The sequence below is a fragment of the Gottfriedia sp. NPDC058432 genome (genome assembly GCF_042721555.1).
Taxonomy (GTDB): Bacteria; Bacillota; Bacilli; order Bacillales; family Bacillaceae_G; genus Gottfriedia.
This window is the reverse complement of sequence record NZ_JBHXLC010000005.1, coordinates 12,272-31,194: the sequence shown is the minus strand read 5'-3', so window position 1 is coordinate 31,194 and position 18,923 is coordinate 12,272. Positions and strand designations below refer to the sequence as shown.

13 protein-coding genes are annotated in these 18,923 nt (G+C 33.7%); 9 read left to right on the top strand and 4 right to left on the bottom strand.

All coding sequences use genetic code 11. The features are described from left to right. Positions 1 to 42: 42 nt before the first annotated feature. Positions 43 to 972 (top strand): DMT family transporter, encoded by a 930-nt coding sequence (locus ACFWM3_RS07130; protein WP_390310858.1) that lies wholly within the window; start codon positions 43 to 45, stop codon positions 970 to 972. 148 nt (positions 973 to 1,120) lie between these two features. On the opposite strand, the gene ACFWM3_RS07125 is transcribed toward ACFWM3_RS07130, so the two are convergent. Further along, a complete protein-coding gene (locus ACFWM3_RS07125) occupies positions 1,121 to 1,483 on the bottom strand; it encodes a VOC family protein (RefSeq protein WP_390310857.1) in 363 nt (120 codons plus the stop codon). A 397-nt stretch (positions 1,484 to 1,880) separates the two neighbouring features. Between ACFWM3_RS07125 and ACFWM3_RS07120 the strand changes: the two genes are divergently transcribed. From ACFWM3_RS07120 to ACFWM3_RS07085, 8 genes are all read left to right on the top strand, one after another. Continuing rightward, positions 1,881 to 3,161, top strand: a complete 1,281-nt coding sequence (locus ACFWM3_RS07120) for a helix-turn-helix domain-containing protein (protein WP_390310856.1) — start codon at positions 1,881 to 1,883, stop codon at positions 3,159 to 3,161. 159 nt (positions 3,162 to 3,320) lie between these two features. Next, positions 3,321 to 7,601, top strand: a complete 4,281-nt coding sequence (locus ACFWM3_RS07115) for a S8 family serine peptidase (protein WP_390310855.1) — start codon at positions 3,321 to 3,323, stop codon at positions 7,599 to 7,601. Between the two features lie 305 nt (positions 7,602 to 7,906). Further along, entirely contained in the window at positions 7,907 to 9,583 is a 1,677-nt protein-coding gene (locus tag ACFWM3_RS07110; protein ID WP_390310854.1) for a DEAD/DEAH box helicase, read from the top strand. 104 nt (positions 9,584 to 9,687) lie between these two features. Further along, complete coding sequence (gene glsA / locus ACFWM3_RS07105; protein ID WP_390310853.1) at positions 9,688 to 10,644, top strand: glutaminase A; 957 nt, start codon at positions 9,688 to 9,690, stop codon at positions 10,642 to 10,644. 562 nt (positions 10,645 to 11,206) lie between these two features. Further along, entirely contained in the window at positions 11,207 to 11,956 is a 750-nt protein-coding gene (locus ACFWM3_RS07100) for a sulfite exporter TauE/SafE family protein (protein WP_056468291.1), read from the top strand. Positions 11,957 to 12,068: 112 nt separating this feature from the next. Beyond that, a complete protein-coding gene (locus tag ACFWM3_RS07095) occupies positions 12,069 to 12,560 on the top strand; it encodes a DinB family protein (RefSeq protein WP_390310852.1) in 492 nt (163 codons plus the stop codon). Positions 12,561 to 12,571: 11 nt separating this feature from the next. Beyond that, positions 12,572 to 13,048: a GNAT family N-acetyltransferase gene (locus tag ACFWM3_RS07090; RefSeq protein WP_390310851.1), complete on the top strand. Its 477-nt coding sequence runs from the start codon at positions 12,572 to 12,574 to the stop codon at positions 13,046 to 13,048. A 16-nt stretch (positions 13,049 to 13,064) separates the two neighbouring features. Next, entirely contained in the window at positions 13,065 to 13,547 is a 483-nt protein-coding gene (locus ACFWM3_RS07085; RefSeq protein ID WP_390310850.1) for a methylated-DNA--[protein]-cysteine S-methyltransferase, read from the top strand. 70 nt (positions 13,548 to 13,617) lie between these two features. Here the strand turns inward: ACFWM3_RS07085 and ACFWM3_RS07080 are convergent, their stop codons facing one another. From ACFWM3_RS07080 to ACFWM3_RS07070, 3 genes are all read right to left on the bottom strand, one after another. Next, positions 13,618 to 14,769 carry an AI-2E family transporter gene (locus ACFWM3_RS07080; RefSeq protein ID WP_390310849.1) on the bottom strand — a complete coding sequence of 384 codons (1,152 nt, stop codon included), beginning with the start codon at positions 14,767 to 14,769 and terminating at the stop codon, positions 13,618 to 13,620. Between the two features lie 116 nt (positions 14,770 to 14,885). Then, positions 14,886 to 16,808 (bottom strand): LTA synthase family protein, encoded by a 1,923-nt coding sequence (locus ACFWM3_RS07075; RefSeq protein WP_056468302.1) that lies wholly within the window; start codon positions 16,806 to 16,808, stop codon positions 14,886 to 14,888. A gap of 231 nt (positions 16,809 to 17,039) precedes the next feature. Then, the gene (locus ACFWM3_RS07070) at positions 17,040 to 18,917 is read right to left on the bottom strand and encodes a vWA domain-containing protein (RefSeq protein WP_390310848.1); all 1,878 of its coding nucleotides are present in this window, start codon (positions 18,915 to 18,917) and stop codon (positions 17,040 to 17,042) included. Positions 18,918 to 18,923: the final 6 nt, after the last annotated feature.

Genomic DNA, 18,923 nt, shown 5'->3' with positions numbered 1-18,923 from the left:
ACTCCGACTTTAATATAATACTTTTATCAAAGGGGTGATGAAATGATCATTATTAATTATATTTTTATTTGTATTATTTTCGGTACAACATTTCTAGCAATAAAATTTGGAATCGAGTCGGGAGTTTCGCCTTTATTTTCTGCTGGCATTCGTTTTACATTAGCTGGACTGATTGTCATTCTATATTTCCTTCTTAAAGGGGTAAATGTGAAGAAATTTATTTTTTCAAAACGAATTATGTATATTGGATTCTGCTTAACTTTTATGACATTTTCAACATTATATTGGGCTGAGCAATATATAACATCAGGGTTAGCCGCAGTTTTGTCTGCAACAGGTCCAATGATGATATTACTTTTCCAATTAAGGATAAATAATAAGAGAATTGAGCTTAAACAACTAATAGCTTTATTAATGGCTTTTGCAGGTGTAATTTTTGTCTGTTTGCCTGGAATAAGTCAGCATGTCTCTTACTTATGGGTTGCTGCTTGTATCGCAGTATTATTAGGAGAAGCTTTTTACGGATTTGGATCGATTTCCTCAAAAGAAATATTAACAGAATACAGCACTGTATCGCCATTTTTAATCAATGCTTTTCAAATGTTATATGGTGGAATATTTCTATTATTATTTTCGTTTTTATTGGAAAAACCGAAAATTGCAAGTTTAAGTTCTTGGGACGCCTGCTGGCCAATATTGTATCTAGTATTTATAGGTTCAATAGGGGGACACGGATTATATAGTTGGTTATTATCTAAAACGAACCCGGTCTTCCCCTCAACATGGCTTTATGTATCACCTTTAATTGCAACTGTTTTAGGTTATTTTGTAATGGATGAACCAATCAAACCAATTATGGCGATTGGTGGCATACTAATATTATCTGGAGTATTCATTGCTAATTGGTCAACGTTTTCTATGTATAGAAAGCAGGGGAGGCTTTTAAAGAAAGAAATGAATATTTCTAAGTAATATAGGTAATCTTGAAATTGCGGTCCGTTGAAATTTTGTAAAACGAGTTGAGTTTACAGAATTCGGACGTATAACTAAAAAAGAAAATCCACATGGTAAATGAATTATCATGTGGATTTTCTTCATTTTATGGAACTATTTTAATTAATTATGATTTTTGAACAAATGCCCATATGTAACCGTCTGGATCTCTTAAGCAAAATTCTTTGTAGCCCCATGGTTGAACAGTAGGTTCTGTGATGACTTTTTCTCCATTTGAGAAATCTAAAGGCGTCAATTCTTTTTGCATTACACTTTCAAATAGTGGGTCGACTTCATTTACGACCAATTGAAAGACTGCATCAGTATTGGATTGAGTATCTGTAGGATGGAGCATTAGCTCGCCATTCCCTGCTTTAAACCAATACATACCATCGTGACCTCTTAAATATTCAAATCCAACTTTTTCATACCAGCTCTTAGAAGAGTTTGTGTCTTTACAAAAAATAACAATATCTAAAACTCCATTCATTTAATCAGCTCCTTTATATTTACTATTCTTTGTAGAGCGAATGCTCACCTTTTTTATCATTTAAAATATAGAAATGGATCATATCTCTAGTATTTCAGTTAAAGATTTTTTAATGCCTAGTTTTCTTGCAATAATCGCATAAGTATCTATAGCGTCTGAGAGTTATAAAGTAGATTCATATTATATTAACTCATTAATAGGTTACGCTATAAAGCATTATGTGAAAAATAGATTATGTCCGCAAGATTAATACAAATTGATAAAATTTCTCAGAAATAAAATGCTATCAAGTCTCGTTATAATGGAATTGTAATTTAATAGCTTCAAGGGGATTGGTCATATATAACGCTCAGGAAAGAGCAGACATAAATAAGAAGAAAATTGGTAGGTGAGAAGAATGAACGCAGCTCTATTTAAAGAAATTCAATGTAAATGCTTAGAGAAAGGCTGGACAAAAACTGATTTGGCTCAGGAGTCAGGTATACATATTAGTGAAATAAGCCGTATTTTTAATCATAAACGCTCGCTCACACTAAAATATTTGGATGCTATTTCAGAAGCTATTGGGTTGGAGGAAGGCGCACTTTATTCATATTTTTATGAGGAGTGTTTTAATGAAGAACAAATTTTGGACAAGCGTAAAAGTGTACAGTTTTTATTCAAATGCTTTACTAATGGATACGAGGAGCATTGTCAAACTCTGTTACATGTTATGACAACTGAAAAATCAGTAACGATTCAAATCAATTATTTGAATTATATTTTCTTCGTCGCAGAGGAGCTTTTTAAAGCTGGAAAAGAAGAAAAAGCTTTGTTTTTGTACGAGATTATTATTGAATGTGATTCGAAGGACGTTTTAGAACTGTTGGCAATTAGTTATTATAGGCGTTTTTATATTTTAAGAATGACAGAGGATGGTCAGTCCGCTTTAACATATGTGTTGGAGTATCTGTTTTGCATGCCGAAAAAAATTAGAATGGAAGCATATTTATGGATTGCAACTTTCTATTATAGGCGCGAGCAATGGGAAGAGGTGCTTTACTACGCCGAGAGATTAAGGAAATTGGTTAAAAACGGAGAGTATTATGGAAGAGCACTTATGTATAAAAGCTTCGCACTTGCACGTCTTGGGGGCTCATTAGAAGAGATATTAGAACTTATAGAACAATATGCGAGGGTAAATGATTATTTTGCTGAAATAGCTAAAGGAAATCGGCTTGCTTCATATTTAGATTACGGACAGCTTGAGTATGTAGATCAATATCTTAATTGGCTAGAAGATAGAGAGGATGTATATGTTGGATTACCAAAGGTACTTGAAGCTTTGATCCGCTTGAATCGATTAGATGATGCTAAAAGAGTCTTAGATTTATATCAACATACAATTGAAGAATTGATAATAGATGCCGAACCATGGTTAAAGCAGAAGGTGCATTTGGATTTTCGTTATGCATATGCCTTTTATCAGTGTGAAAGCTTACAATTACCTAAGGGGATAGATGAATTACTGGATGTGGCTTATACAGCAAATCAAATAGGCAATATAGAAAGATTTAATAAATGCCTTCTCATTTATTGGAGATATAAGGGCCATGCGACTTCAGACCAAATAAATAAGTATATACAATTATTAAGTATTAACGGTATTAAGGAGAGCTCCTCGCGCAATTTTGCATAGTCTTGTTATTTTTTATTTGAACAAGTTGCGATTGAGGATGATTGATTAAGAGAATTAAAAAAAATAAAAAAAACACTATTTGACGTAATTTTCAGAAAATAAAATTATATCAAGTTTCATTATAATGAACTTATTAAGAAAAGAAAGTAGGGATAGTAGTTGAAAAAGAAAATGTTTAGAAATGTTACAACACTAGCATTAACAACAGGACTTATCAGTACTACAATGACACCAGGTTCCTTTTCACAACAAGTTCATGCACAAGCAGCTTCAAAGATTGAACAAGTACTAGCACAATTGACGCCTCAGCAGCGAGAGGCAATTAAACAATTGAAATTAAGTGACAAAGAGGGACTTCAATTATCTTCTGAAGTCGATCAAACTAGTGACAAGCTTACTCCTGTCATAGTTGAGTTTAAGGACAAGCCACAGCAGACTGCGGTTTTAGAAGCAGAGTCAGATGGTACAACTCTAACAGCTGCAGATGCAAAAGCAAAAGTAGATGCTTCACACGAAACATTCCAAAAAGATTTAAAAACAATTTTTAGCAGTGAAATAAAAGCAAAGAAAAATCCATATTCAATTAAACGTTCATATAAAAAAGCTTTTAATGGAGTTGCAATGATAATTCCAGCTAATAAAGTAAAAACTCTTCTTAAATCAAATGCAGTAAAAGCAGTCTATAGTGATTTGCAAGTTCAAGTAGAACCACCGTCTATTAGCGAATCATCAACTTCAACAGAGAAAGCTGCAAAACATACGATGGTTACCTTTCCTGGTGTTGAGAAACTTCATCAAGAAGGCTTTACAGGAAAGGGTGTAAAAGTTGGTATTATTGATACTGGAATTGATTATAATCATCCAGATTTAAAGGGTGCATATAAAGGTGGTTATGATTTCGTCGATAATGACAGTGACCCAATGGAGACTACATATGCAGATTGGAAGAAGTCTGGTCAGCCTGAATTGAGTTCAGGTGGGGAAGCGTACTATACTGAGCATGGTACGCATGTTGCCGGAATTATTGCTGGACAAGCAAAAAACAATGCAGATTTTGCTGTAGAAGGTGTTGCACCTGAAGCTGATATTTATTCTTATCGTGTTTTAGGTCCATATGGTTCAGGTTCTACGTCAGCTATTTTGGCAGGTATCGATAAAGCAGTATCAGATGGAATGGACATCATTAATATGTCTCTTGGAGCGAATTACAATGATCCATTATATCCTACGAGTATTGCTGTAAACAATGCAGTACTTGCAGGGGTAACAGCGATTGTCGCTGCTGGTAACTCTGGGGACAGAATGTATTCACTTGGCGCTCCTGGTAATGCTCCTTTAGCAATTACAGTAGGTGCAAGTGACACGTCTGTTACAATTCCAAGTTTTTCAGGTGCACTTCATCCTTCAACAGGCGATATATCTGTTGATTTAAAATTAGCTGCTCAAGGTTTAACTGATAACGTAGCGGATTTTGAAGGTCAGACTCTACAAATGGTGAATGTATCATATGGTAATGAACCTAGTTATTTTAAGCGTGATGTGAATGGTAATTCTGTACCAATCGATGTAAATGGAAAAGTTGTTCTAGCCCAACGAGGTAGCATTGGAATTACTAAAATCATTGCGACAGCTAAATTACATGGGGCAAAGGCTGTTGTTTTATATGATGCGGATGTTCCTTTAGGTGACGTATATCTTGGAGATGGTTATGGCTTACTACCAACATTTTTAATGAGCAACGCACAAGGAAAAGCTTTAGCTGCTAAATTACCTATAGTTGGTGCGTCAGCAGGTACACCTTTAGACTTTACTTTTAGTAATATGAAACAAACAGTGACTGTGGGCGATAAATTGGCACCATTCAGTTCACGTGGTCCTTCTCGTGTGTTATATGATATTAAGCCTGAAGTAACGGCACCTGGTGTATCTGTTTTCTCTACTGTTCCTTCTTATATGCATGGAGCAGATCAAATAGGAAACTATCAATATGCTTATGAACGTTTATCAGGAACTTCAATGGCAACTCCAAACGTTGTTGGGGTTGCAGCATTATTAAAGCAAGCTCACCCAGACATGACTCCTTCAGATATTAAAGCAACACTTATGAATACAGCGGATCCATTATCTGATAAATACAGTGTTTATGAAGTTGGGGCAGGACGTGTCAACCCTTATGACGCTGTTCATGCAGCGACGGAAATTCAAGTAAAAGACAAAACTTCAACAGTAAAAGATAATACCACTAATAATGGAGCAACTACTTTAGCAAGTAAGGGCATTAAACAAATTAAAAATATTACTGGTGCAATGAGTTTTGGCGAACAAGGAATTAGTGGTAAGGATTTGATAGATCAACGTTCAATCACGTTATTTAATAAAAGTTCTGAGGATAAAACATATGATGTGAAAGTACAATTCCAAACGTTAAGTGCTAGGTATGCAGGCGACTCAAGAGCAGATCAGGACGCTGCTGTAAATGGAGTTACATTAGATGTTAAATCATCTGTAAAAGTGAAAAAATATAGCAGTGCGAATATGGATGCTACGATTAACGTTCCTAAATCTGCAAAGCTTGGAACATATGAAGGTTATGTAGTGTATACAAACCAAAAGGATCCTAATGAAACATATAAAATTCCATTTGCTATTCACACAGTAAAAGAAGGTATTGATTATTTGACTGGTAATCCACAAGCATTTACAGTACCTTATGAAGCGGCAAGTAATGCAACAAGATGGTCAATTGGCGTAAACTTTAAATTAAATTCTCATATGCGTTATTTTGATTTCTTCCTTGTAGATCCAAAAACAGATAAAGAATTCGGATTCTTAGGCTCAGCTGATGGAATGGGAGCAGATGAGAATATTGAGTATTATTTCCGAGGAGTTCTAAATAATGGTCAATACTATCCATTAACTGGTGATTCGGATAGTCCAATTGCATATGATCAAAAAGAGCTTGATCCAGGTTTATGGAAAATTAGAATGGTAGGAACAAATGATAAAGGTGAAACTTTCACAGCTGATGCACCGGTTTATAACGGGGTGAAAGAAGCAAAAGTAACAATGAACAATATGAAGGCTGGAGGCATTTACGAAACGGCTAATCCAACTGACACGAAAGTTACTGTATCGGGTAATGTATTTGATAAAGAAATAGACGAAATGAAAGCAGCAGGTATTAATGCTTCACAAGCCAATAATAATTTTACTTACTATAACCCTAATAATTCTCAAGAAAAGAGTATTCCATTAGACTCACAAGGTAATTTCAATGCTGATATACCTTTAAGTACATCTGGTCCAATTGTCAATGCCATTACAGAGTACGACTTCTCAGATTATAGTAAATCAACAGTTCGAAATTACGGTAGTTTTATTGATGCATACTTTGTTAAAAAAGGAACGGCTTATACTACAGCAATTGCTGATAAACAACGTATAAACATGGGTGAATCAACTACGTTAACGTTCTCAACTAAAAATGTAAAAACAAATGTGAAGAAAGCTGAATTTACTTTCCTTTACCCAAGTCAGTTCCTTGATTTAATCAATGTTCAGCCGAATGCTGCGCTTAAAGGCAAACTAGATGTTCAATATACAACTGCTCAATTTAATAGTTCATTAACAAAAATGACGATTACAGCAACGGCAACAGGAGACTTAGCGAACACAGGTATCGCTGGAGATGTATCATTAGTAGACTTAACATTAAAGGCAAAAGACCAGTACTACAAAGGTCCAATGAACTTCTACAGTGCAACAGGTTCAAGTAGATTCTTTAACGCTGTGTATACTAACGTGGATAATACTACTGTAACGACACAAGGTATTCAACCATATTTCTATATTACTCCGACATATTCTCTGATGAGAGCTCAAGTTCAGGCAGAAGGTTTAATGACGTTTAGTGGAGAACCTATGGCGAAACAAATTGACTTTAATAAAACAGGTTCAAAAATTAGTGTGAAAGATGTAAATGGTAAAGAATATGGTGTATCTGATTCTTTAGGTTACGCTGGCAGCTTAGCGCCATCAGCATTTAGAACGAGATTGCCGATAACTGATGATGATTTTACTTTGAAAATTGATGTACCAGGTCACTTTACATTCTCTAAAGATTTTACAGTTGGTGTAAAAGAAGATGGAAAAACTACAGCAGGATCGAAGCCAATTAACTATGACTATATACCTGGTGGAGATGTAAATAAAGATAATGTCATAGATGTAAAAGATGCGATTTACATCCAAACGTATTGGGATACAAATAAGCGTGATGCTGATATTAACTATGATGGTGTTGTTGATGCAAAAGATATGCAATATGTCATCAATAACTACTTAATGCAAAATCCTTGGAATGACAATTCACCAAAAGCAGCTACGAAATATAAGGGCAAAACATTGGATGATGTTTTACAAGCTCTTGGATTAGAGTAATAGGATAACTAGTAAATCGGTAACCATTATTTGGTTACCGATTTTTTTATTGTTAAAACAATACGAAATTGGAAAGGTAGAAATATTTCTTGATAAAGTAGGAAGAGTCTTGATTATTTCACCGATTGATTGAGAAAAATAAATTGATGAAGAAGAAATCTAACCGAATTTACTATTTCAGTTAATTAGGATTATTTATAAAAGATTAATAAACGTTGTGATACAATGGATTAGTCGTTTTTTGAGTAAATATATGAAACAACCATTATTTATAATGATAGAAAATAGAAAGTAAGGTAAATATAATGAATAAATTTTCTAGTTTAGGTTTAAGTGAGGAATTAACTGAGTATTTAACTGAATTAGGGATAACAGAGCCTACTCCGATTCAAGAAAAGGCTATTCCAATCGTATTTGAAGGGAAGGATTTAATAGGACAGGCGCAAACAGGAACTGGTAAAACATTTGCATTCTTATTTCCAATCCTTGAACGAATTAATTTAGAATTACCACATACCCAAGCATTAGTAGTTGCTCCAACAAGAGAATTGGCTCTACAAATAACTGCTGAAGCTAAAAGGATTGTTAGTGATGATTTTGGAGTCCTTGCTGTGTATGGCGGACAAGATGTTGAACAACAAGCCCGTAAACTAAAAAGTGGTGCACATTTAATCATTGCAACACCTGGTAGACTTTTAGACCATTTAAGACGAGGAACAATAAATTTAGATAAAGTTGATTTTCTAGTGCTTGATGAAGCAGACCAAATGTTACATATTGGATTTTTGCACGAGGTAGAAGATATTATCAATCAAACTCCTGTATCGAGACAAACTTTATTATTTTCTGCAACAATGCCAGATCAAATCCAATCACTAGCAAAGCGTTACATGAAAAAACCGGAAATTATTAAAGTAAAAGCTAAAAGAATTACACTAGATGAAATTGAACAATTAATTATTGAAACAACAGATCGCGGAAAACTTAATGCCTTATTGAATCAAATCAAAGAAGCAGAGCCGTTTCTAGCAATCATTTTTTGCAGAACAAAAAGAAGAGCTAATAAATTAAATGAACAGCTTAAAGGAAAAGGTCTTTTATCTGAAGAACTACACGGCGATTTAACTCAAGGCAAGCGAGAAAAAGTTATGAAATTGTTCCGTGAAGCTAAAATACAATATCTTGTTGCAACAGATGTAGCAGCTCGAGGAATTGATGTCGAAGGTGTTACTCACGTGTTCAACTACGATATACCATTGGATACAGAAAGCTATGTACATCGAATTGGAAGAACAGGACGTGCAGGAGATACTGGTATTGCGATTACTTTTGCTACTCCAAAAGATTTTCAAGATATGAGAGTAATTGAAAAAGAACTTAATCTTTCAATTAAGAGAATTGAAATGGAAAGAGGAGAAAGTTCGGACAGAGCGGATAGAACCAAAAATGTAGGTAGAGAAGAAAGAACAAGAAATGCTGGTAGAGTAGAAAGATCGAGAAATGCAGGCAGAGCAGAAAGAACAGGAAATGCTGGTAGAGAAGAAAGAACAAGAAATGCGGGTAGAGCGGAAAGAACGGGAACTGCAGGCAGAGCGGAAAGAACGGGAACTGCAGGTAGAGCAGAAAGAACGGGAACTGCAGGTAGAGCAGAAAGAACAGGAACTGCAGGTAGAGCAGAAAGAACAAGAAATGCGGGTAGAGCGGAAAGAACGGGAACTGCAGGTAGAGAAGAAAGAACAAGAAATGCGGGTAGAGCGGAAAGAACAGAAAATGTCGGTAGGGCAGAAAGAACGGGAACTGCAGGTAGAGCAGAAAGAACGGGAACTGCAAGCAGGGCAGATAGATCAAGAACTGCAGGTAGAGCGGAAAGAACAGGAAATACTGGAAACTCAAGAAGAGGCGAAAGAACAGATAGTGTAGGAAGATCGAGAAGTACAGGAAGACCAAGAAATGAAGGAAGATCAGGTAGGAGAAGTAGATAATAAAAACGGGAAGTTTAAGTAGGGAGTTAATTGTTGTAGGCATACTCTTAAAAGTGATTTTGGTAGTATCCTTTCCCTTAAAAATGAAATAAACAGGTGATTTTATGACGCAGAATGGATTTCGAGAGGAAAAAGAAGTTCACCGTATAGAGGAATTGAAAGTCCTTATTGAAGATGCAAAGGAGTTTATCCAGTACGGAAAAGTAGCTAATTATATTCCTGCTCTTGCAAAGGCAAATAAAAAGGATTTATCGTTGGCTGTGTTTTTGCCGGATGGACGACATTTTGAAGCTGGTAATACGAGCATTCGTTTTACTTTGCAAAGTATTTCGAAGGTAATTTCGCTAGCTTTAGTTTTAATGGATCGTGGAGAAGATTTTGTATTTGAGCGAGTAGGTATGGAGCCTACAGGTGATCCGTTTAATTCGATTGCAAAATTAGAAGTTAGGTCAGCTGGAAAGCCGTTAAATCCAATGATTAATGCAGGGGCTTTGGCAGTTACAAGTATGATTAAAGGTCATAGTATAAATGATCGCTTTCATCGATTATTAAACTTTATGAGGGTTTTAACTGGTAATAAAGAACTTTCTTATTCGAAAGAGGTTGCTACATCAGAATTTGAAACAGCGCACTTGAACAGATCGCTTTGCTATTTTATGAAAGAGCATGGAATTATTACTGAAGATGTTGAATTGTTATTAGATTTATATACAAAACAATGTTCAATCGAAGTAAACTGTTTAGAATTGGCGAGAATTGGACTTATTTTTGCGCTTGATGGTTGGGATCCAATTTCTAAAACGCAGCTTATACCTGAAAAAGTAGCAAAGATTTGTAACACTTTTATGGTTACTTGTGGCATGTATAATGCATCAGGTGAGTTTGCGATAAAAGTTGGAATTCCTGCTAAAAGTGGTGTTTCAGGCGGTGTTATGGGTGCGGTACCGCGCCGATTTGGAATTGGTGTTTATGGACCGTCACTTGATGAAAAAGGAAATAGTATAGCCGGTATAAAATTATTAGAGTTACTGGCTTCAAGATATAATTTGAGTATTTTTTAAACATAGAGGGCTGTCCATAAGTCAGGTTAATTGACGGATGGGCAAGTCCTTTTTATGTTGAGGTGGGGTATTTCGTCAGTATTATTAAATTGTGATGGATTTTGATGTCACTCTTTATAGAAAACTAGCTAATTCTTTCCGTTTTTATCCGATTAGAATGAACTTATAGCAATTTTGCTATTATTCCATTAGTAATTATCTACTTTAGTACAATTAGTATGTTTTAATACCTATACGACTATAGGTAATTTTCTATCTTATTTGCGATTCTTGGGAATTTAATTGCAGTTGGCTTTTTATTTGCAGCTATTCTTCTTCATTTAATTGCACAGTTAGTTCCCTTATTTGCGGCCCACTCACACTTATTTGCAGTACTTCCTTAAATTCAGTTTTTACATTTTATCGCGTTCCTCACTATAGTGATAAAGTCCCGAAAACCCTTTAATTTTCCTCCTTAGTCCTACTATTCCATAATCATCTACATAAGATGAGGACTTTTGTTTCCCTTTTTTGGAATATTTTGTGTATATTAAAGAGAGATGTAAAAAAGGGAGATAGGAAAATGGACTCACTATTATTACTTTTTATTTTAGGAATCGGTGCAGCAGTAGTTGGAACATTGGCAGGTGGTGGGGGATTAATTACACTTCCGATGATGATTTTTCTTGGCATTCCTATTCAAACGGGTATTGCCACAAATAAGTTTGCCTCGGGATTGGGGTCGTTTAGTAGTATTCTTTATACAATTAAAAAGAAAGATTTTAAGGCTTCAGTCATTTTTCAATTTATATTAGTTTCGATCATTGGTGGGGGAATAGGTGCATTTGTAACAAGTATGTTAGATGAACATGTGATGAATATAGTCGCATTAGTTTTATTAGCTGGCTCATTATGGTTAACATTTGCTAGTAAAAAGTGGAGCTATGAAACTACGAATAAAAGTGGTGTTGAAAAGCAAACATTGCTAGATAGGGGCATCTTAACAGGGATTGGTGTTTATGACGGGGGCTTCGGTCCAGGTTCTTCAACATTTGCAATCTTGTATTTTATTAAAAAAGGGTTTACTTATGTTAATGCAGTTCAGTTAGCTAGAGTATTAAATTTTGGGAGTTGTTTATCAGCATTCATCATATTTTATATGACAGGTCACTTCCAATGGAAAATTGCTGTGACGATGGCTGCTGCTTCAATTGTTGGTAATCAAGTAGGGTTAAGATTTGCAGAATTTGTTCCAATGAAGCTAGCTAGAATTTTATTGATTTCAGTTTCTGTTTTATTAATTGTTCAAGTAAGTCTTAAGTTATTTGTATAAAGGAATCAAGGTCTGTGTGTGTATCCGCAGACCTTTTATTATTTTGCTTAAAGGTGATTTTTACCACTCGGTAGAATAGCTTAATTAATCAATATTTTAAGAGGTGATTGTAGTGAATCTGAAGGAATATCAATGGGTAAAAGAAAATCGTGAAGCATTATTAAATTTTTGTGGTGAATTAAAGCAAGAGGATTTTACTCGTAAATTAGACGGGTTCGGTTTCCAAAGTGTAAGAGAAACGCTACTACATATGGCTGAATGTTATATCGCATGGATTGGATCTTTTATATTATTGAAAACGAAAAAGCCAATTACGCCAAAGGAAAACATTGTAAATATTAGTCTTGATGATATTAAATCAAGATTTGAGCAAGCTGATTTATTCGTAAGTGAATTATTGGATATGACAGTTGATCAATTAAATAAACCGATTGATAGAAAAATTCCATGGAGAGATCATAATGAAGAAATATCATTCACACCGATGAAATTGCTAGTACATACGATTACACATGAATATCATCATAAAGGACAAATTGTCGCGATGACTCGACAGATGGGTTATATTCCACCTAATACTGATGTTTTAGGTACAAAGGATTAAGGAGGGATAAAATGAATTTAAGATTGGCAGAAATAAATGATATAGATCAATTAATTAAGATGAGATGGGACTTTACTTTGGAAGATTACGGGACCGGAAGAATTAAAGAGAGCGAATACAATGAATTTTACAGTGAATGTCGTGATTTTTTATTAAATGCAATAGACAGTAAACAGTGGTATATATGGGTTGCTGAAATGGAAGGTACAATTGTTTCCCATATTTATATTGAACTTGTACAAAAAGTACCCCGACCTGGTAGGGTGACTTATCCTTTTGCTTTCATGACGAATGTATATACATTAAAGGATTATCGAGGGAAGGGGATTGGAGGTAAATTAATCTCCAAAGTAAATAAATGGGTAAGCGAAATTTACTTCGAATTTGTTATTGTTTGGCCGAGCGAGCAAGGAGTTAATTTTTATAAGCGGAACGGTTATAATCAATGTATTGAAGCTATGGAGTACTTTCCAAATATAGATAAATAATCTTGGAGAATGATTTATGAATCAATTAGATACAGCTTATATAGACACTCCGTTAGGTATATTAAGGATCGTTGGAAATGAAAAAGGAGTAGCATATATTGATTTTGTCAAAGAAGATAATAACGAAATTCAAAAAATAGTACCACCTTCTTTGAAGGATGCAGGAAATGAGTTGATTGAATATTTCAATGGATCTAGGAAGGAATTTAGCATTCAATCGATTGCAAAAGGAACTCCTTTTCAAGAAAGTGTGTGGAGAGAACTCGTTAAGATTAAATATGGAGAAACTGCTTCGTATGCCAATATTGCTAACCGAATAGGAAACCCAAAGGCAGTAAGAGCAGTCGCGAATGCAAATGCAAGAAATCCATTAAGTATTATCGTTCCATGCCATCGGATTATTGGGTCAAATGGGAAGCTAACAGGCTATGCTGGTGGCCTGTGGAGGAAAGAATGGCTCTTAAATAGAGAGCAGGGAAGAGAGACGTTTAAATTGTAAAAAGAAAGAGCAGGAATAACGGAAGTGTTAAGAGTGAATATCACTCCAACTTCATTATTCTTGCTCTTATTTATTCTTTTTGATCGTTATCGTTATTAATGTTTATTTCGATATTTGTTTCAACATCGTCATCAATAATCTTATCCGCGAATTTCGCTTTTTTCCTTAAATTGATAATTCTAGTTATATTAACAATCACTACTTTACATATTGCGTATGTTGGCACAGCTAAAACCATACCAAGTACACCTGCAAAGTTACCAGCGAATAATAATAATAAAATAATCGTTAAAGGATGAATATTTAACTTTTTCCCCATGATATATGGTGAGATTAAGTTGGAATCAATTTGTTGAACAATTAAAATGATCAGTACTACGAATAAAGCTAATTTAGGAGAAATTAGAAAAGCAACGATCACTGCAGGAGCTCCACCAATAAACGGGCCAAAGTAAGGGATAATATTTGTAATAGCAGCTACTAACGCTAAAATTAAGGCATTATGTATTCCGATAATACTATATCCAATAAATGTTCCAATTCCAACAAAAATACAAACAATCGTTTGACCTTGAATGTAAGAAGCCAGTGTTTCACTTGTTTCATTAGCAATATGAATTGCTTCTTTCCTTAAGCTTTGCGGTAAAAAACGAGACATTGCCTCTGGAAATTTATGACCATCCTTAAACATATAAAACAATATAAATGGAACTGTTAAGATGATTAACGTTACATTACTTAAAATATTGAAAAACGCACCAATTCCACCAGTTATGCCACCGATAAATACTAGGGCATAGTCTGCAACTTTCTTTTCTAAATCTTTAATTTCAACGTAATTTTGACTTCCTAACCATTTCTCTAATAGCCCAATCTTATCTGTTGCTTCATTTACAATTGTAGGCATATTATTTACTAAATCTTTAAATTGTTGAGTTAAGGTTGGGAATACATTAATGATAGATACTACAGCAATTAAGATTAATCCGAGATAGAGAAGAAGTATGCCTATTGAACGGGGCACTTTTTTTCGCTCTAAAAAATCTACTATTGGTGCGAATAGGAAATATAGAAAGATTGAGACAAGTATTGGAGCGAATAAAGTACTAACTAAAATGGCAATTGGTTGAAATAAGAATGATATTTTTGTTCCAACGAATAAGACTAAGAATAATAATAGTAGTTCGATCGTCCAAAATAATAACTTAGAGTTTTTATACAATTAATATCCTCCCACTATATTTTGATTAAAAAAACTTATGTATAAATACCATATTATAACAAAAAGAGATGCTTGTAAAAGCATCTCTCAACTGTGAGGTTCTTTTGAAGTACCTTTTATTGATTTGGTTCAGTTATTGTTTTCATTGTACCTGTTTTATGCTTGTTGCCACTGTAGAAACGGAATAAATCACCGTAAACAATATTATCTGAAAGTGTAAGCTCTTTTTTTGCTTTATCAATTAATAGTTTCGCATCTTGATCAGGAACTTCAACTTTTTCGGCAGTTAAACGATTATAAAATTCATTTGAGCCAGCTACATAATAATATTTATTTGTAACGAAACTTCCGTCACGGAAAACAATAAATTCCGAATAATCTGGGCTAAATAAATCTTTACCAAATTCGATATCATTTTTTGTATCAACACCTAATAGATGAAGAATCGTAGGTTTTACATCTATTTGACCAGCAACCTTTGAGATTGTTTGACCTTGTGTTTGCTTAGGTAAATGAATAATAAATGGCGTACGTTGTAAATCCATATGGTCATATGGAGTAATTTCGTCTTTACCTAAGAACTGAGCCATTGCGCGATTGTGGTTTTCAGAAATACCGTAATGATCTCCATACATTGCAATAATTGTATTATCATAAAGACCTGATTTTTTCAGACCTTCAATAAAGTGTTTAATTGATTCATCCATATATCGTACTGTTGTTACATAACGATCAAGTGTCTCGTCACCAGAATTATATTGATCAATGTATTGATCTTTAGGATCAAGTACGAAAGGATAGTGGTTTGATAAAGTTAAAAATCTAGTATAAAACGGTTGTTTCACTTGTGATAAAAGAGGAAGTGATTGTTCAAAGAAATCTTCATCTTTTAATCCCCAGTTTACCGAGTTTTCATCAGTAATATTATAATCTACTTCATTAAAGTAGCGATCATAACCTAAAGAAGGGTACATTACATTTCGATTCCAAAAGCTTTTATTATTTGCATGGAAAACAGCTGAATAATATCCTTGATCTTTTAAAATTTCAGGTGTAGCCATAAATTCGTTATTTGCATGTGTGAAATAGACAGCACCGCGATCTAATGGATATAAAGAGTTATCAATAATGAACTCAGCATCAGATGTTTTTCCTTGACCAGTTTGATGATAGAAGTGGTCAAAATAATAACTTTCTTTAATGTATTTATTTAAAAATGGTGTTATTTCTTTACCATTAACCTTTGCACCAATTGTGAAATTTTGCATTGATTCCAAAGAAATAACAATAACATTTTTTCCTTTATATTTACCGAAAAGCTTTGCATTTGCTTTTACGCCGTTACTATTTACATAGTTTTCAATTTCAGTTAATTTACTACTATCCGCAAAGGCTTTTTGCGTTGAAGTTTTTGTTTGAAGTGATAAATCATAGCCTTGGTAAACATAAAGTCCAAGATTTTTTACTAGCATTTCACGATCAAACGAACGAGTAAGCAATTCAGGTCTTTCCATTTCAGCCAAACCTAAGTTTAAAACTGCAATTGCAATCGTAATTAAATAATAAGTTGACTTCATAAATGAAGGTACTCGACCTGTGTTTGAAAATTTAGGAAATTTCTTCGAGATCAAATATAGGATAAGGATATCAACAAACATAAAAATAATTTTAAAGCTTGCTAGTTCTTTTACACTTGATCCTAAATCTCCCATATTACTAGTCTGGAACAGCACTGGTAAAGTTATGAAATCATTAAAGAATCCGTAAAATAAAACGTTTCCACATAATAGCAAGGTTAAAATAAAATTAATCAAAAGAGCAATCGTATTACGTTTTTTCCCTTTGAAAAAAAGTGCAATCCCTACAAGAAATAAGGAGGATGCTAAAGGGCTAATAAATAATATTACATTTTGAAAGACTGTATCAATTTTTAAATCGAATCCAAACAGAGTAACAATATACGTTTTTAGCCAAACTACTAACGCAACCAATAATACGAATCGTACACGTAAAAATGTTGCTTTAAATGAAGTAGGCATAGTCTAATCCCCCTTAAATACAAACAAACTAGCGGTCATTCACTAGCTTTTCTTTAAATATGCATCTCTCTAAGTCGTCAAAATTTATCGTACTCCGTTTAATTTTAAAAATCAATAGGAAATACGATTTCGTTATGTAAATCCGTTCGACAAAATATTTTAACTTCCTATAAAATAAAAAGAAATAGGTTACTAGCAAACCTATTTCATTTCATTTTATGGACAACTATCTTATTCTATGCTTCTTAATAATAATTTTTTAAGCATTGGTTTTAATTGAAGTCTTAAATCTTCTGCATTTGAGGCGATTAAGTAATGGTGTTGATAAATATTTTTCATTAATTGTGAAGTTTCTTCTTGATGTTCTTCTTCTTCAATGAAAGTACCGATTACTTCAATTCCAAGTTTTCTAGCTTGCTTAACTGCTTCGTGCGTATCGATAATCCCATCCTGGAAATAATCTAATGCTGAAGGTTCGCCATCTGTAAACACGAGCAAAAATTTGTGCTTTTCTGTGCGTTTAGCGAGTTCTTCTGAAACAATTCGAATCATTAAGCCGTCACGATTGTCCTCTTCTTCTTGAAGTTGCATGATATTTGGACCTACTGAAGGTGATAAAGAGCTTGAAAAAGGAATGACTTGATGTAAAATATTTGGTTTATTTTCTTTTGTAGCATTTGAAGCATCTTCCCAAAAGCCACTAATGCTATGGGGGATTTTTAATTGTTTTAATGTTTCATGGAATAAAATGACGCTTTTTTTCACTTCATCCATTTTATTAAACATCGATCCAGAGCAATCAACTAATAAATAAAAGACAGCATCTAATTCTTTGGATTCAGTTTGTTTTTTATAAAACATTTTAGGATTTTCTTCTGTGAAAAGTCGAACCCATTTTTTATTTAACCTACCATAGAATTTATCAGTCGGTGCATTTTGTTTATTTTCTAATGATTTTTCAATCGTTTTTCTTAGTTCTTTAACATCTTTTGATACCATTGAAGACAATGTAGAATACTGTTTCTTTTCAGTAACTGTTTGCCCAATTGCTTCTTTATATTTAATCGAAACATTACTATTGTATTTACCAAAAGGATTTTGCTGTGAAGAGGATGAATTTGTAGCCTCATGTGAATCAGTTTGTTTTGACTTTTTATTCTCTCCTTGTTTGGAGGAACCGAATGCATTTGCAATTGCCTGATCGCCGGCCTCTTCTTCTCGTGCAAAATTTGCTTTAATAGAAGTTTTTGTACCACTTTCAACTTCAAATCGTAAAAAATTGTCATCTGTTTCATTATTTTTACTTTCTCTATGCCAGGTTGATAATCTTTCATTTTCGCTATTTCTTTCATCAAGACCTTCTTGCTGGTCGTCATTTTGAAGCTCTTTTACCTTACTATTACATGAAGTTAATTCATTAATTTTATTTAACGGTAAATAGCCAAAGTATGTGTGAATCATATCTTCCTTATACAGTGAGAGTAATCTCTGCTGCACTCTAAATACAATAGAAGCAATATCACTTGTTTTCTTAGCTTCAAACGCTTGAAAGAGGATGGGTAAAATATCCTCGAGTTGTTCATTCGTTTGATAAGTTAATTGAGTTGAAGTAAGTGAAAGATAAATTAAACAAAACAATTGATCTAATTGGAAATTACGCATTTCATTTGCTTTAAATTGTGATTGAAAATAATGTCTATATATTTTTTTTCTCGTAGAAAATAATTGTCTTGTACCTGGTCTTTGATGAATAATCAACTCTTCAAGTCGGATATCCTCTAGAAGGACAAATAATTGTGTGAAAAAACTTTTTAAATGAGTTTCTTGCAATTCCTTTAGAGTATCTTTGAATTCACTAAAATCTGAGTAATGTTTATTACCTAAAGCTTTTAAGTACACATCTGATTTCAAACCTTGTAACTGTGTACTATGCTCTTGTGTATCCCAAAAATGACTTACAGTAAATTTTTGTTCTTCATCGTCGTAATACGCCTGAAAATCAAATTCTAAAAATGAATTACGATCTTTCGAAAGAGAAATCGATAAATTTTCCATTTGAAGAAAAGTGGAAGCGTCGATTTTTTTATTGTTAAAAATGATTTGTTTCATATATTA

Bases quoted from the DNA above. Each gene is read 5' to 3' on its own strand.
- ACFWM3_RS07120 (WP_390310856.1), top strand. From the start codon at position 1,881: ATGAACGCAGCTCTATTTAAAGAAATTCAATGTAAATGCTTAGAGAAA.
- ACFWM3_RS07075 (WP_056468302.1), bottom strand. From the start codon at position 16,808: ATGCCTACTTCATTTAAAGCAACATTTTTACGTGTACGATTCGTATTA.
- ACFWM3_RS07130 (WP_390310858.1), top strand. From the start codon at position 43: ATGATCATTATTAATTATATTTTTATTTGTATTATTTTCGGTACAACA.
- ACFWM3_RS07085 (WP_390310850.1), top strand. From the start codon at position 13,065: ATGAATCAATTAGATACAGCTTATATAGACACTCCGTTAGGTATATTA.
- ACFWM3_RS07125 (WP_390310857.1), bottom strand. From the start codon at position 1,483: ATGAATGGAGTTTTAGATATTGTTATTTTTTGTAAAGACACAAACTCT.
- glsA (WP_390310853.1), top strand. From the start codon at position 9,688: ATGACGCAGAATGGATTTCGAGAGGAAAAAGAAGTTCACCGTATAGAG.
- ACFWM3_RS07100 (WP_056468291.1), top strand. From the start codon at position 11,207: ATGGACTCACTATTATTACTTTTTATTTTAGGAATCGGTGCAGCAGTA.
- ACFWM3_RS07110 (WP_390310854.1), top strand. From the start codon at position 7,907: ATGAATAAATTTTCTAGTTTAGGTTTAAGTGAGGAATTAACTGAGTAT.
- ACFWM3_RS07090 (WP_390310851.1), top strand. From the start codon at position 12,572: ATGAATTTAAGATTGGCAGAAATAAATGATATAGATCAATTAATTAAG.
- ACFWM3_RS07070 (WP_390310848.1), bottom strand. From the start codon at position 18,917: ATGAAACAAATCATTTTTAACAATAAAAAAATCGACGCTTCCACTTTT.